The organism is Fibrobacter sp. (assembly GCF_045112255.1).
Lineage (GTDB): Bacteria > Fibrobacterota > Fibrobacteria > Fibrobacterales > Fibrobacteraceae > Fibrobacter.
In genome coordinates, this window is record NZ_JBGUHR010000120.1 from 61,511 (window position 1) to 83,565 (window position 22,055).

At 48.3% G+C, this 22,055-nt stretch carries 13 protein-coding genes; 9 read left to right on the forward strand and 4 right to left on the reverse strand.

What is annotated here, in order from left to right:
• The first annotated feature begins 22 nt into the window (after positions 1 to 22).
• The 4 genes from ACJMM9_RS15630 (at position 23) to ACJMM9_RS15645 (ending at position 10,216) form a co-directional block, all read left to right on the forward strand.
• Positions 23 to 5,857: a glycoside hydrolase family 9 protein gene (locus tag ACJMM9_RS15630; RefSeq protein WP_405328997.1), complete on the forward strand. Its 5,835-nt coding sequence runs from the start codon at positions 23 to 25 to the stop codon at positions 5,855 to 5,857.
• A 108-nt stretch (positions 5,858 to 5,965) separates the two neighbouring features.
• On the forward strand, positions 5,966 to 8,260 hold the full coding sequence (locus tag ACJMM9_RS15635; protein ID WP_405329000.1) for an ATP-binding protein: 2,295 nt from the start codon (positions 5,966 to 5,968) through the stop codon (positions 8,258 to 8,260).
• Complete coding sequence (locus ACJMM9_RS15640) at positions 8,260 to 8,634, forward strand: response regulator (RefSeq protein WP_088639330.1); 375 nt, start codon at positions 8,260 to 8,262, stop codon at positions 8,632 to 8,634. Before ACJMM9_RS15635 ends, ACJMM9_RS15640 begins: the two co-directional genes overlap by 1 nt.
• Positions 8,635 to 8,644: 10 nt before the next feature.
• Positions 8,645 to 10,216 (forward strand): sigma-54 dependent transcriptional regulator, encoded by a 1,572-nt coding sequence (locus tag ACJMM9_RS15645; protein WP_405329004.1) that lies wholly within the window; start codon positions 8,645 to 8,647, stop codon positions 10,214 to 10,216.
• A 98-nt stretch (positions 10,217 to 10,314) separates the two neighbouring features.
• Here the strand turns inward: ACJMM9_RS15645 and ACJMM9_RS15650 are convergent, their stop codons facing one another.
• The 3 genes from ACJMM9_RS15650 to ACJMM9_RS15660 all read right to left on the reverse strand — a co-directional run bounded on the left by ACJMM9_RS15650 (position 10,315) and on the right by ACJMM9_RS15660 (position 14,191).
• Positions 10,315 to 11,361 (reverse strand): class I SAM-dependent rRNA methyltransferase, encoded by a 1,047-nt coding sequence (locus ACJMM9_RS15650; RefSeq protein ID WP_405329007.1) that lies wholly within the window; start codon positions 11,359 to 11,361, stop codon positions 10,315 to 10,317.
• Between the two features lie 138 nt (positions 11,362 to 11,499).
• Complete coding sequence (gene nrdR / locus ACJMM9_RS15655) at positions 11,500 to 11,943, reverse strand: transcriptional regulator NrdR (protein WP_012820241.1); 444 nt, start codon at positions 11,941 to 11,943, stop codon at positions 11,500 to 11,502.
• Positions 11,944 to 12,115: 172 nt separating this feature from the next.
• Positions 12,116 to 14,191 carry a transketolase family protein gene (locus ACJMM9_RS15660; RefSeq protein WP_405329011.1) on the reverse strand — a complete coding sequence of 692 codons (2,076 nt, stop codon included), beginning with the start codon at positions 14,189 to 14,191 and terminating at the stop codon, positions 12,116 to 12,118.
• A gap of 193 nt (positions 14,192 to 14,384) precedes the next feature.
• On the opposite strand from ACJMM9_RS15660, the gene ACJMM9_RS15665 reads away from it, so the two are divergent.
• From ACJMM9_RS15665 to gmk, 3 genes are all read left to right on the forward strand, one after another.
• The gene (locus ACJMM9_RS15665; protein WP_405329014.1) at positions 14,385 to 16,946 is read left to right on the forward strand and encodes an NPCBM/NEW2 domain-containing protein; all 2,562 of its coding nucleotides are present in this window, start codon (positions 14,385 to 14,387) and stop codon (positions 16,944 to 16,946) included.
• Between the two features lie 120 nt (positions 16,947 to 17,066).
• The gene (locus ACJMM9_RS15670; RefSeq protein WP_109571725.1) at positions 17,067 to 17,978 is read left to right on the forward strand and encodes a glycosyltransferase family 2 protein; all 912 of its coding nucleotides are present in this window, start codon (positions 17,067 to 17,069) and stop codon (positions 17,976 to 17,978) included.
• A 143-nt stretch (positions 17,979 to 18,121) separates the two neighbouring features.
• Positions 18,122 to 18,682, forward strand: a complete 561-nt coding sequence (gene gmk / locus ACJMM9_RS15675; RefSeq protein WP_173465465.1) for a guanylate kinase — start codon at positions 18,122 to 18,124, stop codon at positions 18,680 to 18,682.
• Positions 18,683 to 18,790: 108 nt separating this feature from the next.
• Here the strand turns inward: gmk and ACJMM9_RS15680 are convergent, their stop codons facing one another.
• Complete coding sequence (locus ACJMM9_RS15680; RefSeq protein WP_405329019.1) at positions 18,791 to 19,798, reverse strand: hypothetical protein; 1,008 nt, start codon at positions 19,796 to 19,798, stop codon at positions 18,791 to 18,793.
• A gap of 221 nt (positions 19,799 to 20,019) precedes the next feature.
• On the opposite strand from ACJMM9_RS15680, the gene ACJMM9_RS15685 reads away from it, so the two are divergent.
• Both ACJMM9_RS15685 and ACJMM9_RS15690 read left to right on the forward strand, forming a co-directional pair.
• Positions 20,020 to 20,964 carry a hypothetical protein gene (locus ACJMM9_RS15685; RefSeq protein ID WP_405329022.1) on the forward strand — a complete coding sequence of 315 codons (945 nt, stop codon included), beginning with the start codon at positions 20,020 to 20,022 and terminating at the stop codon, positions 20,962 to 20,964.
• Positions 20,965 to 20,979: 15 nt separating this feature from the next.
• Complete coding sequence (locus tag ACJMM9_RS15690) at positions 20,980 to 21,873, forward strand: hypothetical protein (RefSeq protein WP_405329025.1); 894 nt, start codon at positions 20,980 to 20,982, stop codon at positions 21,871 to 21,873.
• The last annotated feature ends 182 nt before the right edge of the window (positions 21,874 to 22,055 follow it).

Here is a 22,055-nt window from a genome sequence, read left to right on the forward strand (position 1 = left end):
TTTTTGAACAAAAGATGGAAGTATGAAAAAACTACTCAGCGCAATAACCTTATTAGCATTGCTTAGCATCGATCATGCTACAGCACAGCTTCCAAACATCGACAGAACATGCACAAACTGCGACCGTCGATATCTGGACTCCCTGAATGTCTATGACAGGCGCCCCATCCGCGTCAACCAGGCAGGCTTTAGGCCGCAGGACAATAAATACGCCTACGTTGCCGACACCAAGGAAACGACATTTAAGGTGATCGACGCTAATACGGGTAAGGAAGTTCCCGGTGGTGGAAACCTGGAGAAACTTGGAACATATCCCAAGCCATCCATTTGGGTTCGTGGCGCCTTCAAATCGATCGGCGCTTCGCTCTACCAGTTCGGCGATACGACAACAACCGGAACTGAGACGCTTTACAAAGCCGACTTTACGCCGCTTTCGACAACAGGCGAGTACTTCCTTGTTGTTGGAAAAGACACCTCGGCCACATTCCATGTTCATCCTTCTATCTATAACGCCATTCTTGAAAACGCGCTCAAGTTCTTTGGCGTCCAGCGCTGCGGTAATACAAATTCCCAGCTCCACGGCCCCTGCCACCTGAAAGACGGTTCCGAAATCGGTCACGACTTGACAGGCGGCTGGCATGACTGCGGAGACCATTTCAAGGTTTCAGAAACGCTGAGCTATGCAGCCTACGCTCTTGCAACGACATACCTCGTTTACAAGGACAAGGCTGAAGACCGCTACGGAAAATCCTACAATGACACAACCATTGTTGACGGCTATCCTGATATTCTCTATGAAGCAAAAATCGGTGCCGACTATATCTACAAGCTTTATTTAGCGTCTAAGGCAGACGGACTTATCGATCAGGGCGACATGTACCATTCCATCGCCGTCGGAGATCCCGACCACCAGTTCTGGGATGTTCCTGAAAAACAAGATGCACAGCCGCAGTCTAAAGGCGGCCCTGACCGTCACGTCGCAAAGGGTATCGGAACGGCATCCGGCATGTACGCCGCCGCTCTCGCCTATTTTGCAGTAGGTTGGAGCGTCTATGAACCAGAGTATGCAAAGAAGCTCCTGGATGCAGCCGAAGACATCTATAAAAAAGTGATGAGACCCGTATCTCCCTATAAAAAAGGCACCTACAAGACGACCGATGAACTTGGCGGATTCTATCCGGGTGGCTCTAGCGAAACGAACATGATCGACGACGCAGCAGCAGCAGCACTTGCTCTTTGGTATGCCACAAAAGATACCATGTACCAGTACGACCTGTACAAGAACATGGATATCAATGACAACAGCACAAACTACATGTACAACAACGAACCGAATGATGCAGGTCCATATTTTAAGGCCGGTTATCTCGGTCTCAGAAGCGGCTTTTATCCAGGCGGATGGATGACCGACTTTGAAAACGTCCATTCCTATGTGCTTTTCTCATTTGCAAAGCTCATCTTGAAGGATGCAGAAATTGCAAAGTCCTACGGCATCAACGAACTTGAACGCGATACCCTCTTGCAGCGTACGACAAATGCCCTCCGCCGCCTTACGGACGACGGTTCTGAAGGTTCCAAGAATATCTACACGAACCGCTTCGGAAGCGTAACGGCCGTTCCGCCTTACAACCTTGTATGGACCTCCAGTGACTGGGGCTTTAACCGCTACAATCTTGGAGCCGCAAACGCCATTTTCATGCTCTCGGAAATTCTTCCTCCGGGTCCAGAAAAAGAAGCTTACAAGAACCTCGCCCTTGACAACATTTACTATAACCTTGGCGCAAATCCGTGGGATATATCCTTCTTGATGGGCGCTGGCGACAAGAATCCGAACCACCCCCATAACCGCGCCGCAAACCCGGACGGCTACAACGCCGGTGGTATGCCATACAAGTATAAATGCCCGAAGGGTGCCCTTATGGGTGGACGCGCTCCGGACAAGCCGCTACTTGAAGACTGGGAAGACTATACCGCTACAGAAACATGCATTGACTTCTCTGTCCAGCTTTTGATGCCTGCACAAAGCCTTGCAGAAACGCTCCCGCCTGACAACGAAGGGCCGCTCTTCAGCAATATCATGGGCATTCCGACATCGGATACCACTGCAATTATCACCTGGGAAACAAACGAAGTCGCTCTCGTCACGGTATTCTACGACATTACCACTAGCGCAACAAACGTAAAGTCCGTTCAGCAAAAGACGGCCTCCAAGGGCGGAAGCATAACGCTTACCGGCCTTACTCCGGGACAGACTTACTACTTCTTCCTCGAAGGAATCGATACCAAGCAAAACATCACCACCGATGACAACCATGGAAACTGGTACCAGTTCACCATGACTACGACAGAAACGAAAATATCTGGCGTCACAATTTGCCAAGTCGATCACCGCAGTGCAAAGATTTACTGGTGGAGTTCTAACCGCATGAACGGCATCGTAAAGTTCGGCAAGGCTAAAGGCCACTACACCGAAACAGCCACTGCAAAAGACGGCGCCGTGCTCTTCCATGAAACAGAACTCACAAATCTCGAACCGGGAACAACCTATTACTTCAAAGCTTATTCCGGAACGGCAGAATCCGAAGAATACTCTTTCACGACGGATGCATACGCCACCTACGCCGACCTCGATATTTACGTCAAGCCAAGCGCATTCCAGGACGAAAACAAATGCAATACCACAAACGGCTGGCAGAACTGTAGTATTTTCTTTATTGAAATTGACAACAACGATACGACCGCCTTTGAAGACTTTGAACTTCGCTTTTATCTGGGCGCAAACGACAAGCTCGAAATACCGGTCAGCTACAACAGCATGAGCTATGACGGTACCGGCACATATTCAGGTAATCCTCAAATAGACTTCGGCCCCAACACCGCCGATGCTACAGGCGCCTATTACATGCCCATCAAAGTCAACGGCAAGCTTGCCGTTTCCGGTAGAATTATTATCCATGTGAAATGGCTCAATGCAACATATAGTGCCTTCAATAACGGCTGGTCGCTTATAGCCCACAAGGACGAAAACGCCCCAGAAGTATTTGACGGCATAGACCTAGAAATGGCACCGTATTTCAAAGGCCGCGAATCAGAACAACTAGAAATAAATGACCGCGGTGATACGGTCATAGCCTTTACACGTGACCCCTACATTCCGGTTTATTACCACGGCAAGCACATTTACGGCTACGGTCCCGACTACACCCCAGAAGACGGACCTCAGATTATCCGCAAAGTCGATATTTCGTTCACAAGCCCGTTCGTCTCCCCGATCCATTCTGTCGAAAAGATCGATGCACAGACGTTATACGAAGCAACAAGTACCGTTAAGCCGACAGGTCTCCTCGACGCCGTAGAAATGAATGGCAACCCCTATCCGTTCAAAAAGGCCATCGAACAACGAGCCGATTCAATCCTTTTTGGCGTAGATACGACACTCGCCTACGGCAACAACTATATGGAATGGGTCAGCTGGCACAACAGAAATGCAAACCAAAAGACCAAGAATCCTTACGACTGCGCCTGCGCAATCGCCCGTACAAATGTCGAAATCGACAGCATTACCAAGCCTCTTGAAAAGCGCTATCTCGTGTTCGACAAGAGCAAAATTACGGGATACAAGGACAAGTTCGTCGAAGTGCAGATTTCGCTCCTTGACAGCAATCTGGACGTTCTCAAGGACGAAAAGAATTTGAATGTTGAACTCGTCAGCGACGATGCCAATGTTCTCTTCTACACCGATCCGACGGCAACGATCCCGGTCAACACCGTTACACTTTACGATGGCGTAGCGACAATTTACGTAAGCTCCCATATTGCCGTGACAACAAAGATCTATGCAAAACACGACAATACAAAGGATTACTCTTACTCGCCAGCAATCGCAGAACTGGTCATCGAGGATTTGCCGCCATGGCCGATTATCGACGTCGCCAAGATTGTTGACTTGAACTGCGACAACATTCCTGATGCAATGGACATTACCCTTTCTTCGGAATATGGCGAAAACCAGAAGTTCATAAGCATTTCGTTTGTCTACGAAGGAACGTCATACACCACGAATAAGGTCAAATCGTTGAACGGCAAGTCTCTCGTTGTCGAATTCGACGATATCAAGGACATTGTTACGAACGCTACTGGAAAAATCACGCTTTCAAGCGACGTTCAGGGTCAGGTAAAGACAGTCGAAGATTCCTATTATGACGGCATGCCGCCGGCACTGCTATCTGCAACGGTCCTTGAACGCCTAGATACAGCAACTACAGATCACCTCTACTTGCAGTTCAGTGAACCGATTTCTGCTCCAGGCACAAGCTTCCCGCTCATTCTTTATGCTAAGGATGGCGTCACCCAGGCTACAACGCCTACGGTTCTTTCGGCAAAGCTTTACAACGAATCGAAGAACATCTGGGACTTTGAAATCGCCTTCGACGCAGGAAACGGCTCTCTTGTCACAGCGGGCATGTGGGGACAGCTCAACCCAGCAGGCACGATTACGGACTTGAACGGAAACGGAGTCGCAGGTCTCTGCACTCCAGAAAAGATCGAAATACTGCTCAAGGTCTTGCCGATCCCAATGACCTATGCGGTCATTACAGACAAGCACCAAAACGGTTACGCAAGCCATGTCGATGTGACATTTGCAAAGCCACTCGATGCCACACACACGCCAGAGACTTTGGAAATAATCTTCGGTACGGCAAAGCCTGAAACGCTCACCGTCGAAAAGAGCAGTTTCGTCTTTAATGGCGAAAATCTCTCTATCGACCTTGAAAAGCCATTCAAGTATGGCAATACCGCAGGTAATTACGAAGGAACCGTTCCTGGCGGAAAGAGCCTTGTAAACGCAGGACTTGTCACGCAGTTCCTCGGTAAAGGAGCCGCTCTCGAAACAAATTCCGTACTCGCCGAAGACAAGGTGGGTCCAGTCTTTGTGACAGCAAAGATCAACCAAACATCTTCAGCTGACGTATTGACAATCACCGCAAGTGAACCGCTGGTTGTCGCGGATACGGCTCAGCAATACTTTAGACACAAGCGAGGCGAAAAGCAGTCCAATGCCACCAAAGGCAGCTTCTCTTCTTGGAACATCACTCAAAACAACAACGTTCTCACATTCATTTACATGGATGACCTTTCCGGAACGGTCATGGAAGGCGACTTTGTAAGAATGGGTTCGATGATGACAAGCACATTCAAGGATGCTAACGGCAACTATCCTGAATTTGAAGTGCCATGGGTTCTGGTCAACGGAAACGGCGTTCCGAGAATCAAGTTCGACGTGAAGCTCCGCGAAACAATCAACAACTTGAATTCGCTGAACCGTACCAAGGTAGAAGCCAACGAAGCGATGCGTTTCTATATCAAGAATGCGGCAACTGACAAGTTTGACATGATCCAGAAGGGACAAGTGACACAAACGGGTATTGATTCTGCCGACATCGGCGGAGCCATATTTGATGTGAAACTCACAGTTCCCCGTGGTGTATCTATCGGCGACGATTGCGCTTGGGAAAATCTCCTTGTCAAGTTCAATATTCCGATATACTCGAATCTCGGTAACTATGTCAACCGATTCAAGCAATCGTTCAACGTCAATCCGAAGCAGTACCTCGATGCAAACAACCAGGTGATATTTGCTATCGAATGGGCAAATAAGGCACCGTCCGGCATCCGCACCCATGAAGACAGAGCCGTCGGAACAGGCGCTTACATTTACAAGGCTGAAATTGAAGCGAAGTTCTCCCCCAACTTGAGCAACTCTGAAATCAAGAACAATCAGAAGCTTATCCAGAACTTCTCTACAAAGACATCCTTCGAACAGAAAAAGACATTCGGAATCAAGAGAACAAAGTAAAACAGCTTAAGCCACTGGGAAAATATGCAAGAAAGTCTTTTTTCAAGCTCTCCTTACGTTATAGCGTTATCTGTTGTCGCGCTAATCATCGTATGCTATTTTCCCATAATGCTTGGGCAGAAGACGTCAGTCAAGCAGCTCCCGCGCCCCATACACCAGCTGGTGATTATCAGCATATTCTGGCAAGCGAGCAACTTGATTGGCGATATCTTCTTTAGCGGCGAAAACTTTATTGCAGGAACTAAACCTTTTACAGCAAGGCAGCTCATATTCGGAGCAGCAGCTCTTGGCTGGATTCAACTGGGGAATGCAGTACACCACACTGCAGAAGTTAGCCTCAAGGTAAAGCGGAAGAATGGCTGGAAACTCCTGAATATTTTCGGAGGTCTCGCCGTTATTGTTTCAACCTACATTTTCATTAGAGATCCAAACTTTATCCCGAGCCTAAACATTTTTGGATATAGACCATTCGCCGAAAGGCCGATGTTCTATTATTTCAGTTTTCTATTCTGCATATTTGTCGTACCCAACATTGTTGTCACTGGTTATATCATTCTTCGCAATATAGTGCAATCTAGTGATACGACTCTCCCCCACCAGGTCAGTATCTACATGTTGATCAGCTTCATGTTTTTTATAATGCTGGCGGCACTGTTTGACTTTATAATTCCTATTTCTACAAATTTTACCGATTACGATCAAATACTGAAATGGACCCAGTTCATCTCGGTATTTTTAGCAATACTTTCAGGCCAATACTTCACTTCGGTTTCGTTCAAGAATAAAAGCGCATCCTGGTTTCTGGACAAGTTAAGAGACAGAATGGTCGATGGGCTTTTATACTACAACTACAAAGGCGAAATCCAGCTTGCAAATCCGGCTGCATTAAGCATTCTGCGCACAACGCAAGAAGCTTTACACAATAAAAAAATGACCTCGATTTTCCCGCAGATTACCGATCCGTCAAGGGAATCGACCTACAATAAAATAAGAGTCAAAATCGACAACGAAGACCACATTTTCAACGTCTCGATTTTTGAAATTCGTCAATCACTCACAACCAACTACAATGTTGCATTCTTTAGCGATGTTTCAAACACCCTGCATTACCAACAAATTATAAAGATTCGCGACGAACAGTTCAAGGAATACCAGCTTGACCAGATCCGCTACCAGGAACGCCTGAACATCTGGAAAAAGAAAGTCGATGAAAGCAAGTACTTCTTGGATACGCTTATCAGTACACTTCCGTTCCGCTTCTGGTCCAAGAACGAACAGGGCGTGTTCATGACACAGAACCAGACAGACATCAAAAGTCGCGGAAATATGCTACAGACATCCGAGCCAGATAACAAGATTCTGCCTCAGGAACTCCTGGCCCGTAATGAAGGCGAACCGCAAAGCTTCATTTCTTACGAACAGATTAAGAAAACAATCAACGACAAAAACGAAGAAGAAGACGATATCGAAATTTTGAATCAGGACGACTACAACATGGCCGTCCGCAAAGGAATTGCGAAGGATATCATGATTTTCAACAACATGTTCATCCCGATTATGGCCCCGCGCAAGCCGTACAAAATCATCGGTATCAAGATCGATATTACCAAGGAAATGCGTCTCGAAAAAGAACGAGACATGCTGCAAGAACAAAAGCACATTCATTCAAGGCTCGAAGAACTGGGCACCATCTGCGGTGGTTTTGCCCACGACTACAACAACATTCTCGGTTCACAAATTGGGTTCTGCGATCTCGCGCTCGAAGTCCTCGATAAAGACAACCAGGCTTACATGTTCATTCAGGAAGCGCGTAAGGCCGCCACCCGCGGCAAGGAATCTCTCGAAGAACTCCTGAACACAATTCGCGGAAAGACTTCTGAAAAGGACAAGCTTACCGAATTTGCCCCATACATGATTATCGACGATGTGGTGAAGAAGCTCTGGATTACGCTCCCGCCAAACGTAAAGGTCAAGGCGGACAACCTCGACAAGAACATTCGCATTGTCGGAAACGTATCGGCACTCGACCGCATTATCAGCAACCTTGCAAACAACGCCATCTTCGCCATGAAGGAAAACGGCGGCACACTCACGATCGCACTCAAGCGCGAAGTGCTCACAGAACCGCTCATTACGCCATACGCCCCGCAAATCGATGCAGGCACATATGCCAAAATCACAGTCGAGGATACAGGCACCGGTATGGATACGGCGACCCTCGAACGCATCTTTTCACCGTTCTTTACGACCAAGGCACCGGGTGAAGGACTCGGTTTGGGCTTGTCGTCAGCATTAAGACTGCTAAAAGAAGGCAATGCGGGCTATACAGTTCAAACAACCTTGGGCGAAGGAACTATTTTTAATCTATATTGGTCTATAAGAAACGAGAAAATGGAGGCTTAATGTCTACAATACTCATCATTGACGATGACGCTCAGCTCAACCTCATGTTGAAGTCTGCTTTGGAATTGAAAGGTTACACTGTCGATACTGCTAGCAACGGTAAGAAAGCAAAGTCCCTTTATCAGAAGAATACCTACGATGTGATTATCACCGACATCATTATGCCGGAAGGTGATGGATTTGAAGTTGTCCTTGATCTTCGTCGCATGGGCATGAGCGACCGCACAATCGCCATTAGCGGTGGTGGCCGTACTTCTGCAGAAGACTACCTTGCAACAGCGCAGCACTTCGATGTTGCCGCAATTTTCAGCAAGCCGCTGGATCTCCAGCTGCTTCGCAACAAAGTTGACGAGATTATCAAAGCACATTCGTAATAGCGCATAAATGATGAATATCCTGATCGCTGATTTTGATCGGAAATTTGTCGAGGAGCTACAGCGGAACTGGTCTATCGCCGGAACGAACCTCCTGGTCTGCTCCGACGAAAAAACTTTGATGCCGCTAATAAAAAAGACGTCGATAGACCTTGCGTTTATCGAGGTTCCTTTTTTAATGCTCGACAATATGGATTTGATCAGCTATTTGAAGGAACGCCAGCCTGGTGTCGAAATTTTCGTACTGTGTGATGACCGCAACTGGCAGGGAGCCGCTAGCGCCATTACACGTGGTGCAAGCAGTTTCTTGAAAAAGCCGGTCACGCTTTCGCTCCTTGAGAGCACGGCAAGCAAGATCCAGGCTCAACAGCAAAACAAGTCCAACACGCAGCTCATGGAATCCCAGGTGTTGGACAGCCTTCTCGGCGACACGCCCGAGATGCGCAAGATTTTAAAGACCGTTTATAAGGTCGCACCGACCAACAGTACCCTGCTTATAACCGGCGAGTCTGGTTCGGGCAAGGAATTTTTGGCAAACGTCGTCCACCGCTACAGCAAGCGCGCGAACGAACCGTTTGTGCCAGTCAACTGCGGAGCCATTCCCGAGAACCTTGTAGAAAGCGAACTCTTCGGTAGCAAGAAGGGATCGTACACAGGTTCTACAGCCGACAAGAAAGGTCTGTTCGAATCCGCCAATGGCGGTACGCTGTTCCTCGATGAAGTCGGTGAACTCTCACTCGCAACGCAAGTGAAGCTTTTACGTTTTCTACAAAGCCACGAGATTCGTCGCGTGGGTGAAACGGAAGCACGTTACCTCGACATTCGCATTATTGCAGCTACCAACCGCGATTTGCAACAGGCGATGCACGAAGGTCGATTCCGTGAGGACCTTTACTACCGTTTAAACACGTTCCACTTGCAGCTCCCGCCGCTCCGCGACAGGAAGCCCGTCATCCCGAACTTAATTCGTTACTTTATCTTAAAGAACAAGGAGGCGCAAGGCAAGGAAATCCATGACCTTGAACCGGCGGCTCTTTATGCTTTGACAAAGTACCCCTACCCCGGCAACATCCGCGAACTTGAAAACATCATGGAGCATGCGATCGTGCTTTCTGAAGGTGGAATCATCAAGCTCGAAGACTTGCCGGAATACGTGCAGATCGAAGCCCGCGAAAAGACGGTTGCGATTCCGCATATCAAGGATGCTGTGGGCAATAAAGATAGTGCCAGCGAGCATGCTTACGATAAAACCGCTCGCGACATTGTCGAGGAAGTCGAGGAAGAGGAAAAGTCTGCCGAGAATCCGCTCAGAAAACCGATTCACTTTGAACCGATTTCGGGCAAGACGGATAGCGCAGGGCTTCTGACGCACAACCCGACAAAGTTCATCACGCATAATCCGACGCCCGAAGAAGAAGAAATTCTTTCGCTCGACGAGATGGAACGCAGGCACATTCTGCATGCCTTAAGCATTTGCAAAGGCAACAAGACTGAAGTCTGTAAGAAGCTCGGCATTAGCCGTGCGACACTCTGGCGCAAGCTCAAAGAGCTTAAAATTGAAATGGACGGCGGCGAGGACTAAGGCAATTAGGAGTTAGGAAATAGGAATTAGGAATTATATTTTATTGTAAATCCTAATTTCGAAATCCGAATTAAGAATTAATATCTTATTTTTCAGATCTACACTTCTACGAGAGTCGCGACTAAGCAAGAATCTTTTGTAGAACCGCTACCGACAAAGTCTACGTCTTGGGATTTTTTCCAAGACGTTTTTGCTTTCGGGTGCACGGAAGAAACTGCGGCGAGGACATCGCGGGCAAAAGCGGACAAGTTAAACTCACTGTAGTTGGAACTCACCATGAAAAATCCGCCGGGATTTAAAAGCGTCGCGCAGTCGGCAACGAGCGGCATCAGGTGTTCACGCACGTTAAAGTTAAAGCCCTTGAAACGCGCAAAGCTCGGCGGGTCAAGCACGATACCGTCAAAGCGGAGTCCCTTCTTTTGTGCCCAATGCACATATTCGATAGCATTACCGCGGAAGAATTCTCCTGGGCGCAAATCGAGGCCGTTTAAAGCATAATTTTCACGACCCTTGTCGAGAATCTTGCCGCTGATATCGGCGTTTGTCGCGACAGCAGCACCGCCTAGACGGGCATGCACAGAAAAACTGCACGTATAGCTGAACAAGTTCAAAAAGCGAAGGCCGGGTTGCGCGGGATTCTCGAGATTCGCCGATGATGTGGTTTCGAGATGCGCGGAATTTTCAAGATGCGCGGAGGATGCGCCGGACATGGCGCGGAAGCGTTCTTCGACTTCAAGGCGCACGTGACGCATGTCGAGGAAAAGCCCCGGATTGATCGTATCGAGCAAGTCCACATGAAAATTGGCATTGCCTTCGCGAACGGTACCCACGGCATCTTCTCGCAAACCAACCACAACATCCATCGGAGCGTTTTCAAGCGAACGCCCAGAACTTGAAAGGCGTTCCTTTGTCACAACACAAACAGGATTGAAAAGAGCGACCAAAGCCTCGACAATTTCAGTCTTGCTCGTCAAAAGCTCCGGTCCAAAAAACTGCATCTGGTATCGATCGCCGAACTTGTCAATCGTAAGTCCCGGGAAACCATCGGCAGCGCCATTCACAATGCGCAAAGCATCCGTAACATCAAATAACGGAGCGCGCTTTTCAAGCGCAATCGCTAACTTGTTTTTTAAATCAAAAGCCATTCGCGAAAATTAATCCTAGATCCTTCGACTTCGCAACTTCGTTGCGAAGCCTGCCCTGAGCTAGTCGAAAGGCTCAGGATGACACAGCAAAAATAGAAAATTCAGACAACTCCGAATTCCTAATTCCGAAATCCTAATTTACTTATCCAGAGTCTTGATCTGATCCACGAACTCGCCCACTTCCTTGAATTCACGGTAGATGGAAGCGAATCGCACATACGCCACAGCGTCTAGCTTTTTGAGTTCCTGCATCACGAGGTTGCCTATCTGATCGTAGCTCACTTCAAAGCCTTCCGACATCTGCAACGAATTTTCCACGCGCGTCACAAGCTGTTCGATATCGTCCATGGACACCGGGCGCTTTTTGCAGGAGTTCATGATGCCTCGTTGCAATTTTTCGCGCTGGAACGGCTCACGTTCGCCGCTGCGCTTGATAACGGTCAGCGGCTGGACTTCGATATATTCACGGGTCGTAAAGCGACGGCCACAAGCGCAACATTCACGACGACGACGAATCGACGAGCCACTCACGCGGCTATCGACAACCTTGTCGTTATCATTCTTGCAAAACGGGCAAATCATGCCTTGAATATAACACTTTTTGAAGAGAATGTGCGCAAAATCACAATAAAATTACATTGTTTTAGTAGGATGTTTGAAGTTAACCAAAAAAGGAGATCCCCGCACGAAGGCGGGGATGACAAAAAACAGAAATGGGGATGACAAAAGAAAAGGGGCCGCGAGGCCCCGATTTTTAAGCGTTAGCTTTCTTGAAGTCTTCGACGTTCTTGGCGTATTCAGCGAGGTATTCCTTAGCGGCTGCGGCAACAGCTTCCGGAACATAGCCGAATTCCTTTTCGAGGACGCCTGCCGGAGCAGAAGCACCGAAGCGTTCGAGACCGGAGACCTTACCGAAGCCACCCACAACCTGAGCAAACAGGAGCGGAAGACCGCTGGACTTTGCAAACACCGGAGTCCACGGAGCAATGACGCTGTCGCGGTAGGCTTTCGGCTGCTTGAGGAAGAGGGCCGGGCTGATCATAGAAACCACGCGCACGGACTTGCCTTCGTCGCGGAGGAGTTCAGCAGCCTGGTGTTCGAGGAGAACGTCACTGCCGTTTGCAACCAAAGTAAGATCCGGCTTCTTGCCTGCGGCGGTGTTGTCGCTAACAATGTAAGCGCCCTTGCGGCAAGCCTTGGCAGCTTCGTAGCGGTTGTCACCCGGGAGCGTGTTCACGACCTGGCGAGTGAGGATGAGAGCCGTCGGGCTGTCGTTGTTTTCAAAAGCCATTTCCCATGCGGCGAGAGTTTCATAAGCGTCTGCCGGACGGAGCACGAGCATTTCGGCCTTGCCGCTAGCCTTCGTGAGGCTTTCGAGCAAGCGGATCTGCGTTTCGTGTTCGATCGGCTGGTGCGTCGGGCCATCTTCACCCACGCGGAAGCTGTCGTGCGTAAACACGTACTTGACCGGGAGGCCCATGAGAGCAGCCATACGGATTGCCGGCTTCATGAAGTCACTGAAGACAAAGAACGTTGCGCAAATCGGATAGAGACCGCCGTGGAGAGCGATACCGTTTGCAATAGCGCCCATCGTGAGTTCTGCAACGCCAACCTGGACAAATGCACCCTTGAAGTCGTTAGCGCGGAAAATGCCCGTCTTGTCGAGGAATGCCTGCGTGTTGTCAGAGTTCGAAAGGTCAGCAGAGCTGCAGATGATGTTGTGATAGTTTTCGGCAAGGTAGCCAAGAACCGTACCGCTCGTGACGCGAGTGGCAACACCTTCCTTGATGTTGAGCTTGGAGAGGTCTATCTTCAAGCCCTTGCCAGAAAGCCATTCATTGAGGGTAGCAGACTTTTCAGCGTTTTCCTTGTCCCAAGCAGCCTTGGCCTTCTTCCATTCGGCGACCTGCTTGCGAAGTTCATTTGCGCGGGCTTCAAAAGCAGCCTTCACGTCGTCAAAGACCTGGAACGGATCGTCCGGATTGCCACCGAGATTCTTGACCGTAGCAGAGGTAGAAGCGCCTGCGGCATTGAGCGGCTGACCGTGCGTAGAGACAGCGCCTTCGTAGCTCTTGCCGTCTTCGGCGATAGCGCCCTTGGCCATCGTGGTGTGACCGTAGACGAGCACCGGCTTTTCAGTTTCGGCCCAAGCGGCCTTGAAAGCCTTGCGGAGTTCTGCAATGTTGGAACCGTCGCATTCGATGACGCGGAAGCCCCAGGATTCGTACTGCTTCACGAAGTCGTGGTCCATCACGTCTTCGGTCTTGCAGCTGAGCTGGACCTGGTTTGCGTCGTAGAAGAAAATGAGGTTCGAGAGCTTGAGGTGACCTGCAATGCGGCCCACGCCGTATGCGATTTCTTCTTCGAGACCGCCGTCAGAAACGAGGCAGACGGTCTTGTGTTCGAGGATAGAGCCAAAGCGTTCGACCATGAAGCGTTCGGCAATAGCACCACCGAGAGCAATGCCATGACCGATACCGAGCGGGCCCGAGGAGTTTTCAATGCCGAGAGCGACATCGACTTCCGGATGGCCCGGAGTGCGGCTGCCAAGCTGACGGAAGTTCTTCACATCTTCGAGCGTGAGGCGGTTCGTAAGGACGAGTTCGGAGTAGAGGAGCGGGCTCATGTGGCCCGGGTCCATGAAGAAGCGGTCGCGAGCCATCCAGTTGGCGTCGTCCGGATCATAGCGCAAGAACTCGGCAAACAAAAGCGTGATGGCGTCTGCGGCGCCCATGGCTCCACCCGGATGTCCGGACTTGGCCTTCTGCACCATCGCGGCAGAAAGGATACGGACGTTGTCAGCTGCTTTTGTAACTAATGAATCTTGCACGGTCTAACCCCTTTAGAGTTTTGTTTTTACGCGGCAAATTTAGTTTTTTCTTGCGAAACTCTCAAGGTATATTGTCAAATGAAAAGCCCAAAGCAATAAAAAGTTATATTTCAGCAACAACTTAAAATAAGCCCAAACGCCCCAAAAGAAGCAATTCCTGGAGCGATTTTACGTGTTTTCGAGAAGGATTAAAATGAACTACAAAGACGCTATCTTGAAACTCTTCAAGAACTTAGCTCACCCCGCCGGCATTTTCGGCACCCTCATTGCCATAGCCATTCCGTTCCTAATTTACCTCGCCCCGAACATTAATCGCAGGGAAACCATCCGGCAAATGGATTTGAACCTTCCCCTGCCGCTTTTTGCGATACAGTTCATCGCAGGCATCGTCCTGTTCTGCATGTTGAGCAAGGATTTCAGGGAATGGATCAAGGGAATCCTCCCCGCAAAGTCCATAAGTATCATGACGCTCGTGTTCGCCGTTGCAGTTTCAATTTTTGCAGGCACACAAATAGAAGCCCGCCACCGTGTCCAGAGCGACGAAAGCGTATTCATGTCCGTTGCCCAGAACATGTACTACAATAACGAATCCGGCACCTGCAACCAGGGCGAATTCGAGAACGGCGCCCTAACATGTAAATCCACCTCCAACAGTTTCAAGACGAAAGGTCTGTCGTTCCTTTACCGCATTGGCATGCCACTGTTCGGTAGCGACCTTCGCTGGATTTTCAAAGCTGAACTTTTGATGTTGCCGCTTGCGTTCCTGCTCATGTTCCTTGCGATTGTCGCCTGGACCAGGCAACCGCTCCTTGCATTCCTCGCATCACTCCTCATGGCACTCCAGCCGACCGTACTATTCCAGTTCCGCGCGATGTCCGTTGAACCGCTCTATATTTTCCTCTCCGCGCTGTCGCTCCTTGTTTTTAAATGGGCATACGACAGAAACACCGTCTGGCACTGGACACTTCTCGCGCTCATCCTCGCCTTCTTCGCCCAGACACGCCAGGAAACAATCTTCTGCATCTTTGCATTCATCCTTTTTGCACTCCCGAAACTTCTCGACCAGAAAGACGAAAAAGCCCCTATCTTCTTCGTGACACTTTCGCTTTTCTCGGTGCCAGCGCTTCTCACCATCAGCTACTTCCAGGGATTTGGATTCCAGGGAGGCGAGTTCAACGCCCATGGGCACTTCTTTGAAGACCTCGCCAAGAACTGGGAAGTAATGACAAAGCCACTCAAGAGCAACGGAGAACTCGAAAACCCGTTCCTCAGCTACTTCAACTACCTGTTTGCGATTGGCGGCATTTACCTCGTCTTCCGCGCTATCAGCGATGCCAGAAGGAACAACTTCACATACCTCAAGATTCTCGGATTTTTACTCCTGTACCATCTGCAAACATTTGTGATTCTGGAAAATGTCTCCGGCGATTTCAGCATTGAAATCAACCAGCGCTATAGTCTCGTGATGTTGCCTTCCATGGCTTTTGTAGCAGCCCTCCCGGTAACACACATGATCCAGTACTTCGCCACACCGAGCGGAAGCCGCGAACAGAACGGCAAGGGTGCCGTTCTCGGCATTCTCATTGCCGCATTGATATTCAGCGGCTGGACATACCACTACAAAAACGACTTTAACAAAAACATCATGTACAACCGCAACCACTTGACCATTGAGGAATACGAAATTCTCGGATGGCTCAAGGAACAGCCTAAAGCCGACAGGTTCTTTATTTACGGTCGTCCATGGCACTTTGTGGGTTACGGCATGTCATCCATCCATTATGACAACGCGCGCAAGATGTCCAACCACGAAATGAACGAACTCATCGACAAGTACAAAGGCGAAGTCTATTACATCCGTGGACTGGACTGCTGGGATAGCCACACCTACCACAGGAAAGCCGTGGAACACCGCATCGCCACGACCTGCGATATCTTTGAACGAGAAATGGATTTGACAGGCGTCAAGAACATCCTGATTACAAACAACTACTGGGTCCAAATCGCAAAGTTCAACGGACGTAAAAATTACAACCCAGAAAAAATCATTTCCACCAGCGAACTAGAAGTCGTGCCGGAAGATTCCACTAATAGCAAAGCGAAGTCATTAAGAATAAACTACAACTTGAATGAGAAAGGAGCTGTAGCAGCCAACTGGTCCTTGTCACTAACAGTGAATGACGAACCTGCTACCGCAACGCAATACCAAGCTGGCGAATACAGCAAGGATATTGAGATCGAAAGATTGCAGCCAGGTTATAACCAAATCCGCTTTACAGTACAGGACGCAGCAACCAAAAGCAAGCTTGCCGATATCTCAAAATTTTTCTTTTACGATGTCAATGGCGTCATTGCGCTTTCCGATTACCCCATTAAAAGCCACACTCAGGAATGGGGAAAGATGCACAAGAACGAAAGCATCGAAGGAAACAAGTTTAACGTAAACGGACAGCGTTATATTTATGGCATCGGCGTCCACGCCTCCTCTACAACAGTTTTTGATATCGAGAAAAGTTTTTCGACGCTCAAATTTTCTACAGGACTTGACGACGAATCCCTTTGCAGCGAAGGCGTTGCTGTAGAAGTTCTCGGTGACGGAAAGTCGCTTGCAAAGACTCCTTTCTTTAGGAACGGCGAATTGCACAAAGTCGAAGCAAACATCGCAGGCGTACAAACGCTTACCATCAGGACATTCCCCAAAGATGGCATCAACTGTAGCCACGTCGATATCATCAACCCGGTACTTATACCATAGTCATCAGTCAATAGTCACAAGTCATTAGTTTTTACGTATGGCGGCAAAGCCGCGATTGTTTAGCTAATGACTAATGACCAACTACTAACAACTTTATCATAAAATTGCTATAATTGCATTATGCTTTTATCCGTAATTATACCTGTTTTTAATGAAGAAGAGATCGTTGCCGAAACTTACCGCGTCTTGGAGGAAGAGCTTAAGGATATCGAGCACGAACTCATTTTCGTAAACGACGGTTCCAAGGACCGCACCCGAGAAATCGTGGAAGGACTCCTCCCCGGGAACCCGAACAACAAGATCATCAACTTTAGCCGTAACTTCGGTCACCAGGCCGCATTCAGTGCAGGCCTCGACCACGCCCAGGGCGCCGCAGTCGTCATCATCGACGGCGACTTGCAGGACCCGCCGAGTCTCATCCACGAGATGCTCGAAAAATGGCGCGAAGGCTACCAGGTCGTTTACGCCCAGCGCAACAAGCGCAAAGGCGAGACTCTCTTCAAGCGCTTTACGGCATTCTGCTTCTACCGCATCATCGGCAAGCTCACGAGCATCGACATTCCGCCTGATACAGGCGACTTCAGGCTCATGGACCGCTGCGTGGTGGACCAGCTCAAGAACCTCCCGGAACGCAGCCGCTTCTTGCGCGGACTCGTGTGCTGGGTCGGCTTCAAGAAGATTGGCGTCAAGTACGACCGCGCCGAACGCACCGCAGGCACTTCGAAGTATCCGCTCAAGAAGATGTTGCGTCTCGCGTTCGACGGCATCACGGGCTTCAGCTCGGCTCCGCTCAAAATCAGCTTCTACATGGGCTTCATCGCAACAATCGTTGGCTTTGCGCTCCTCGTCTGGTCGATTCTCGAAAAGTTCCTCTCCCCTGCAACAACGGTTCCGGGCTGGGCATCGCTCATGACCGCCATCGTGTTCTTCGCAGGTGTGCAGCTTTTGACCATCGGCATTCTCGGTGAATACATCGGCCGAATCTACGACGAAGTCAAGCAGCGCCCGCTGTACATCGAAGACAAGAAATAGACGAAAGAACGCCCGCTATAGCGGGCTACAGACGACAGACGAGAGGATTGTTAGTCTTTGGTTATTAGTTATATTTGGCGCATATAGAGCCTAGTTAAAGCTAATGACTATTGACTAACAACTATCGACCATTGACTAAAAAAATGAAAAACAAGCTTTTCGTTATGAGTGCCGCCAGTGGCGCGGGCAAGACCACCCTCAAGGATCTTGTCATCAAGGATTTCCCGGACATCAAGTATTCCATCTCCGCGACAACGCGCAAGCCGCGCGAAGGTGAAATTGACGGCGTCCACTACTTCTTCAAGACCAAGGAAGAATTCGAGCAGATGATCAAAGACGACGCATTGGTCGAATACAACCTGGTCCACGGCAACTACTACGGAACGCCCAAGAGCTTTGTCGAGAAGACTCTCGCTGAAGGGAACCGCGTACTGTTTGACCTTGACGTTTTCGGCAAGGTGAACTTCGACAAGGTCTACCCTGACGCAACCGGCATCTTCATTTTGCCACCAAGCGAAGAAGAACTCGAACGCCGTCTCCGCGGCCGTGGCACTGATAGCGAAGATGTCATCCAGCTCCGTCTTGCAAACGCCAAGAAGGAAATCGAATTTGCAAAGACCAAAGGCAAGTACGAATACACCATCGTGAACGACGACTTGCAAAAGGCTGCTGACGAACTCCGCGCCATCTTGAGCCAGAAGTAAATTGATTGCTGGTCATTAGTCATTGGCCATGATCCTACATCGAATTCGCATTTGATAAAATTCCCGCCTCAAACGTTCAACGAGAGGCGGGAATTTTTGTGTGAGGTGTTATGTGTGAATTCTTACGACAATGGAATTTTCAAAAAAGCTCGGATCCGCTCCCAAGCGCCACAGCTTAGACCCGTACGCAAACACGTTCGGACGAGCCTTGCGCAAAATTGCAGCCCCCGTCGCGCGCAGATACCCAGCCTTGCTCTTGGACGACAGACCTTTAAGCTTTGCCCCCAAGTCATCAATGCTCACGCTAATCGCGTTGTGGTCATGCGGATTGTACGGTTCCGCCTGCACCTTGGTCGCAAGCGATGCGAAGAACTCCTGACTTTTGGAGCCAACCGCAGCATCATCAAAGAAACGAAATGCCGTCGCCGCCTTTACAACGGATTCATACTTTTCGATACCAGCAATCCAGGGGTGGTTCGTTGCGCCCACAAGCCCGATCGTAAAGTCAAACGATTCCTTTTCGCGGAAATAGCGGATGAACATTTCTTCAGGAGATTCCTTTTCGGGATTCGGCTTGAGAGCATCCTTTGCAGCCTCTAGGAGAATCGCAGAAACATCCGTTTCGCCCGTTGCAATCGGAACATTAGCCTTGTAAATCTGCGTAAAGTTCGAATCGCCACGGAACCCGCCATAGACATATGCAAACAAAGCTTCCGCCGCCACAGGCTTTATGAGGTGAAGCACTAGCGGTAAAAAGCTCGAAAACACTGTCACACGGCGGCGTAAAAGTTCGGCGACAAGCAAGCCATCACGTTCATCGACAGCAAGCAACAGCGCGCCTACATGCAGCAAGAACGAATACTGCCCGACATCCAGATTCTTGACATCGCTAGGCAAATAGACATTGATCGTCGCTTGCAGATCTTTGGGCAGGAACATGTACCAAGAAGGCGTGAAATAAGCACTCCCGTCAACGCACTGCATCTGCGAAAGATCCTCATCCTTTGCCGATGCGCCATCAACAAAATCAAGAATCCCGGTCGCGCTTCGCGAGAACCCGTAAACCGTTATGTTCCGGGACGTTTCAATCTTCACGTAAAACATTTCATTTGCCATTGCAGGCCTCCTTTCTGAAGGTTACAATGTAAACTTAGATTTTAACAGTGTCATATAATGACATTTCAAAATTTTGCAAAAATTTTTTCGCTGGGGAAACAGAACAAAATCCATATTGCGCATATTTCTTGGGATAGTAAATAATTTATCTTACCATATTTTCTCATTATCGCTTTTTATATATTTTTGACATCATTTGAACAGGATTTCACTCATTTCCAATGAAAATCTACTACCACCTTCCCGGATTATTTGAATTTTACGACTTGTACAAGGCGTTCTTGCCGCTTTGGCGCGAGCACCGGGAATATTTTTACAACTGGTGCGAAATCGGTTCCATATACGGTGCGCCGAGCGATTGCATCTGGGGTGGAGGCCGCGTAGGCTTTGGCGATGCTGAGCCGCGAAAAGTTGCGGAACTCATGCGCGAATACAGGATTTCAGCACGGCTCACTTTCAGCAATTCATTGATTCGCGAAGAACACCTCGCTGACACCCGATGCAACAAGTTGTGCAAAATGTTTGAAAGCGGCGCAGTTTCCAATGCAAACAAAAATCGCGCTTTTCAAGACGATGGCGAAATGCGCGAAGTTCAAAACGGAATCATTGTTCATTCCGATTTGTTGTTGAATTACATCAAGTCAAAGTACCCCAGTTATTACTTTGTATCATCGACCACAAAAGTCATTACCGATTTTGAACCGTTCAAAGCGGAGCTTGACCGCGAAGAATTTCGCTATGTCGTTCCCGATTTTAGGCTCAACAAGCAATTCGATAAGCTGAATGCGCTCACGGACGCGCAAAAGCAAAAAGTCGAATTCCTTTGCAATGAATGTTGTTGGTTCGGCTGTTACGACCGCAAAAAATGCTACGAGAACGTGAGCCAGAAAAACCTCGGCGAAAACAGCGAAGACCATGTCTGCGTCTCGCCCACAGCCCAAAGAGGCTATCGCTTCTCCGATGCCATGAAGAATCCCGGCTTCATCGGAATCGAGGACATTCAAAACATCTACGCCCCCGCAGGATTCCAGCACTTTAAAATCGAAGGCCGCAGTCTCGGCAGCGCCCTCATTCTGGAATTTTTGCTTTACTACATGACAAAGCCCGAACACCAACTCAAAGTTCGCGAAGAAATTTATCTGGACAGTACGCTGGATTTATTTTAAAAAAGGAATGAATTTATGGAACCGACAGACGCATTATTCATGATAATTGTAAATATTGTACTTTTTATCATTTTTGCAATAATTCCTTTACTATTAGGCATTTTCGCCAACATTTCGACCAAGCATCCCAGGGCAATGTTCATTGCAGGGAAAACCGTATCGATTTTACTCACAATTTTCATTGTCATCTCACTTTCGATATCCGTAATATTTGCAATCAACGAGCAGGATTCCACACAGCGACCCTATATTTTTGCATGGTGTATTTGCTGGCTACTCATAGCTATTTTTCCTTTATCAACATTTTACCTCACTATAAGCAAAAAAACAAAAAAGCAAAAGACCTGTTATCTCACCATTTCATTTATTACGTTTTTCCTAATTCTGTCAGGATCTGAATTTCTATACAATCGAGCGTTTGGATACGTTTTTCAAACGGAACGGTTTGAACTATCCATAAACGATTTTTACTCGAAACATCCTGAAGCTGATAAAAACAGCGACATCAATATATTCGCATCTATACAAACCGGAGCAGATGAGTTCACAGCAAATATATCCGTATATAAAGATTCTATAACTCTAAAAACAACGGAACTCCGTTATATAAGCAATGAAAAATCGCAAACAGATTCTTGTTATCGCAACGACTTGCCACGTGACTTAGTTCAAGACATCATTGAAGAAATCACCTATTATCAACCGGAGATTGAATACTCTTGGGTAGGAGACCTATGTTTTCATCCATTCGTATTTATTGAACTTGCCAATAATAAAAACGCAACAACGATAATATTGAAACTTCCAGACATTGATGAATATCATCCCAACGCCCAGCGTTTAGCAAAGAAAATCACGAGTCTTGTTAACGATTCAAAAATCGACCCGACCAAAGGTTGCAGTAACTAACGGTTATTTGTATGCTCAGAAATATTTTATTCTTTTCTATATCCATTCTGCTGTCATCGTGCTTTTATCCTGTTTTGGAAGGAATGCACTCGTATTATGAAGATGCTGAACAAATGCTTGTTTATGGAATTCTTGATGGTCCTCTTAAGTTTACTGAAAAATATGTGCTGGAATACACTATC

What these genes read in the sequence shown, in the direction of transcription:
- ACJMM9_RS15630 (WP_405328997.1), top strand. Translation starts at nt 23, where the DNA reads ATGAAAAAACTACTCAGCGCAATAACCTTATTAGCATTGCTTAGCATC.
- ACJMM9_RS15665 (WP_405329014.1), top strand. Translation starts at nt 14,385, where the DNA reads ATGAACTACAAAGACGCTATCTTGAAACTCTTCAAGAACTTAGCTCAC.
- ACJMM9_RS15645 (WP_405329004.1), top strand. Translation starts at nt 8,645, where the DNA reads ATGATGAATATCCTGATCGCTGATTTTGATCGGAAATTTGTCGAGGAG.
- nrdR (WP_012820241.1), bottom strand. Translation starts at nt 11,943, where the DNA reads ATGATTTGCCCGTTTTGCAAGAATGATAACGACAAGGTTGTCGATAGC.
- ACJMM9_RS15670 (WP_109571725.1), top strand. Translation starts at nt 17,067, where the DNA reads ATGCTTTTATCCGTAATTATACCTGTTTTTAATGAAGAAGAGATCGTT.
- ACJMM9_RS15635 (WP_405329000.1), top strand. Translation starts at nt 5,966, where the DNA reads ATGCTTGGGCAGAAGACGTCAGTCAAGCAGCTCCCGCGCCCCATACAC.
- ACJMM9_RS15680 (WP_405329019.1), bottom strand. Translation starts at nt 19,798, where the DNA reads ATGGCAAATGAAATGTTTTACGTGAAGATTGAAACGTCCCGGAACATA.
- ACJMM9_RS15640 (WP_088639330.1), top strand. Translation starts at nt 8,260, where the DNA reads ATGTCTACAATACTCATCATTGACGATGACGCTCAGCTCAACCTCATG.
- ACJMM9_RS15690 (WP_405329025.1), top strand. Translation starts at nt 20,980, where the DNA reads ATGGAACCGACAGACGCATTATTCATGATAATTGTAAATATTGTACTT.
- gmk (WP_173465465.1), top strand. Translation starts at nt 18,122, where the DNA reads ATGAAAAACAAGCTTTTCGTTATGAGTGCCGCCAGTGGCGCGGGCAAG.
- ACJMM9_RS15685 (WP_405329022.1), top strand. Translation starts at nt 20,020, where the DNA reads ATGAAAATCTACTACCACCTTCCCGGATTATTTGAATTTTACGACTTG.
- ACJMM9_RS15650 (WP_405329007.1), bottom strand. Translation starts at nt 11,361, where the DNA reads ATGGCTTTTGATTTAAAAAACAAGTTAGCGATTGCGCTTGAAAAGCGC.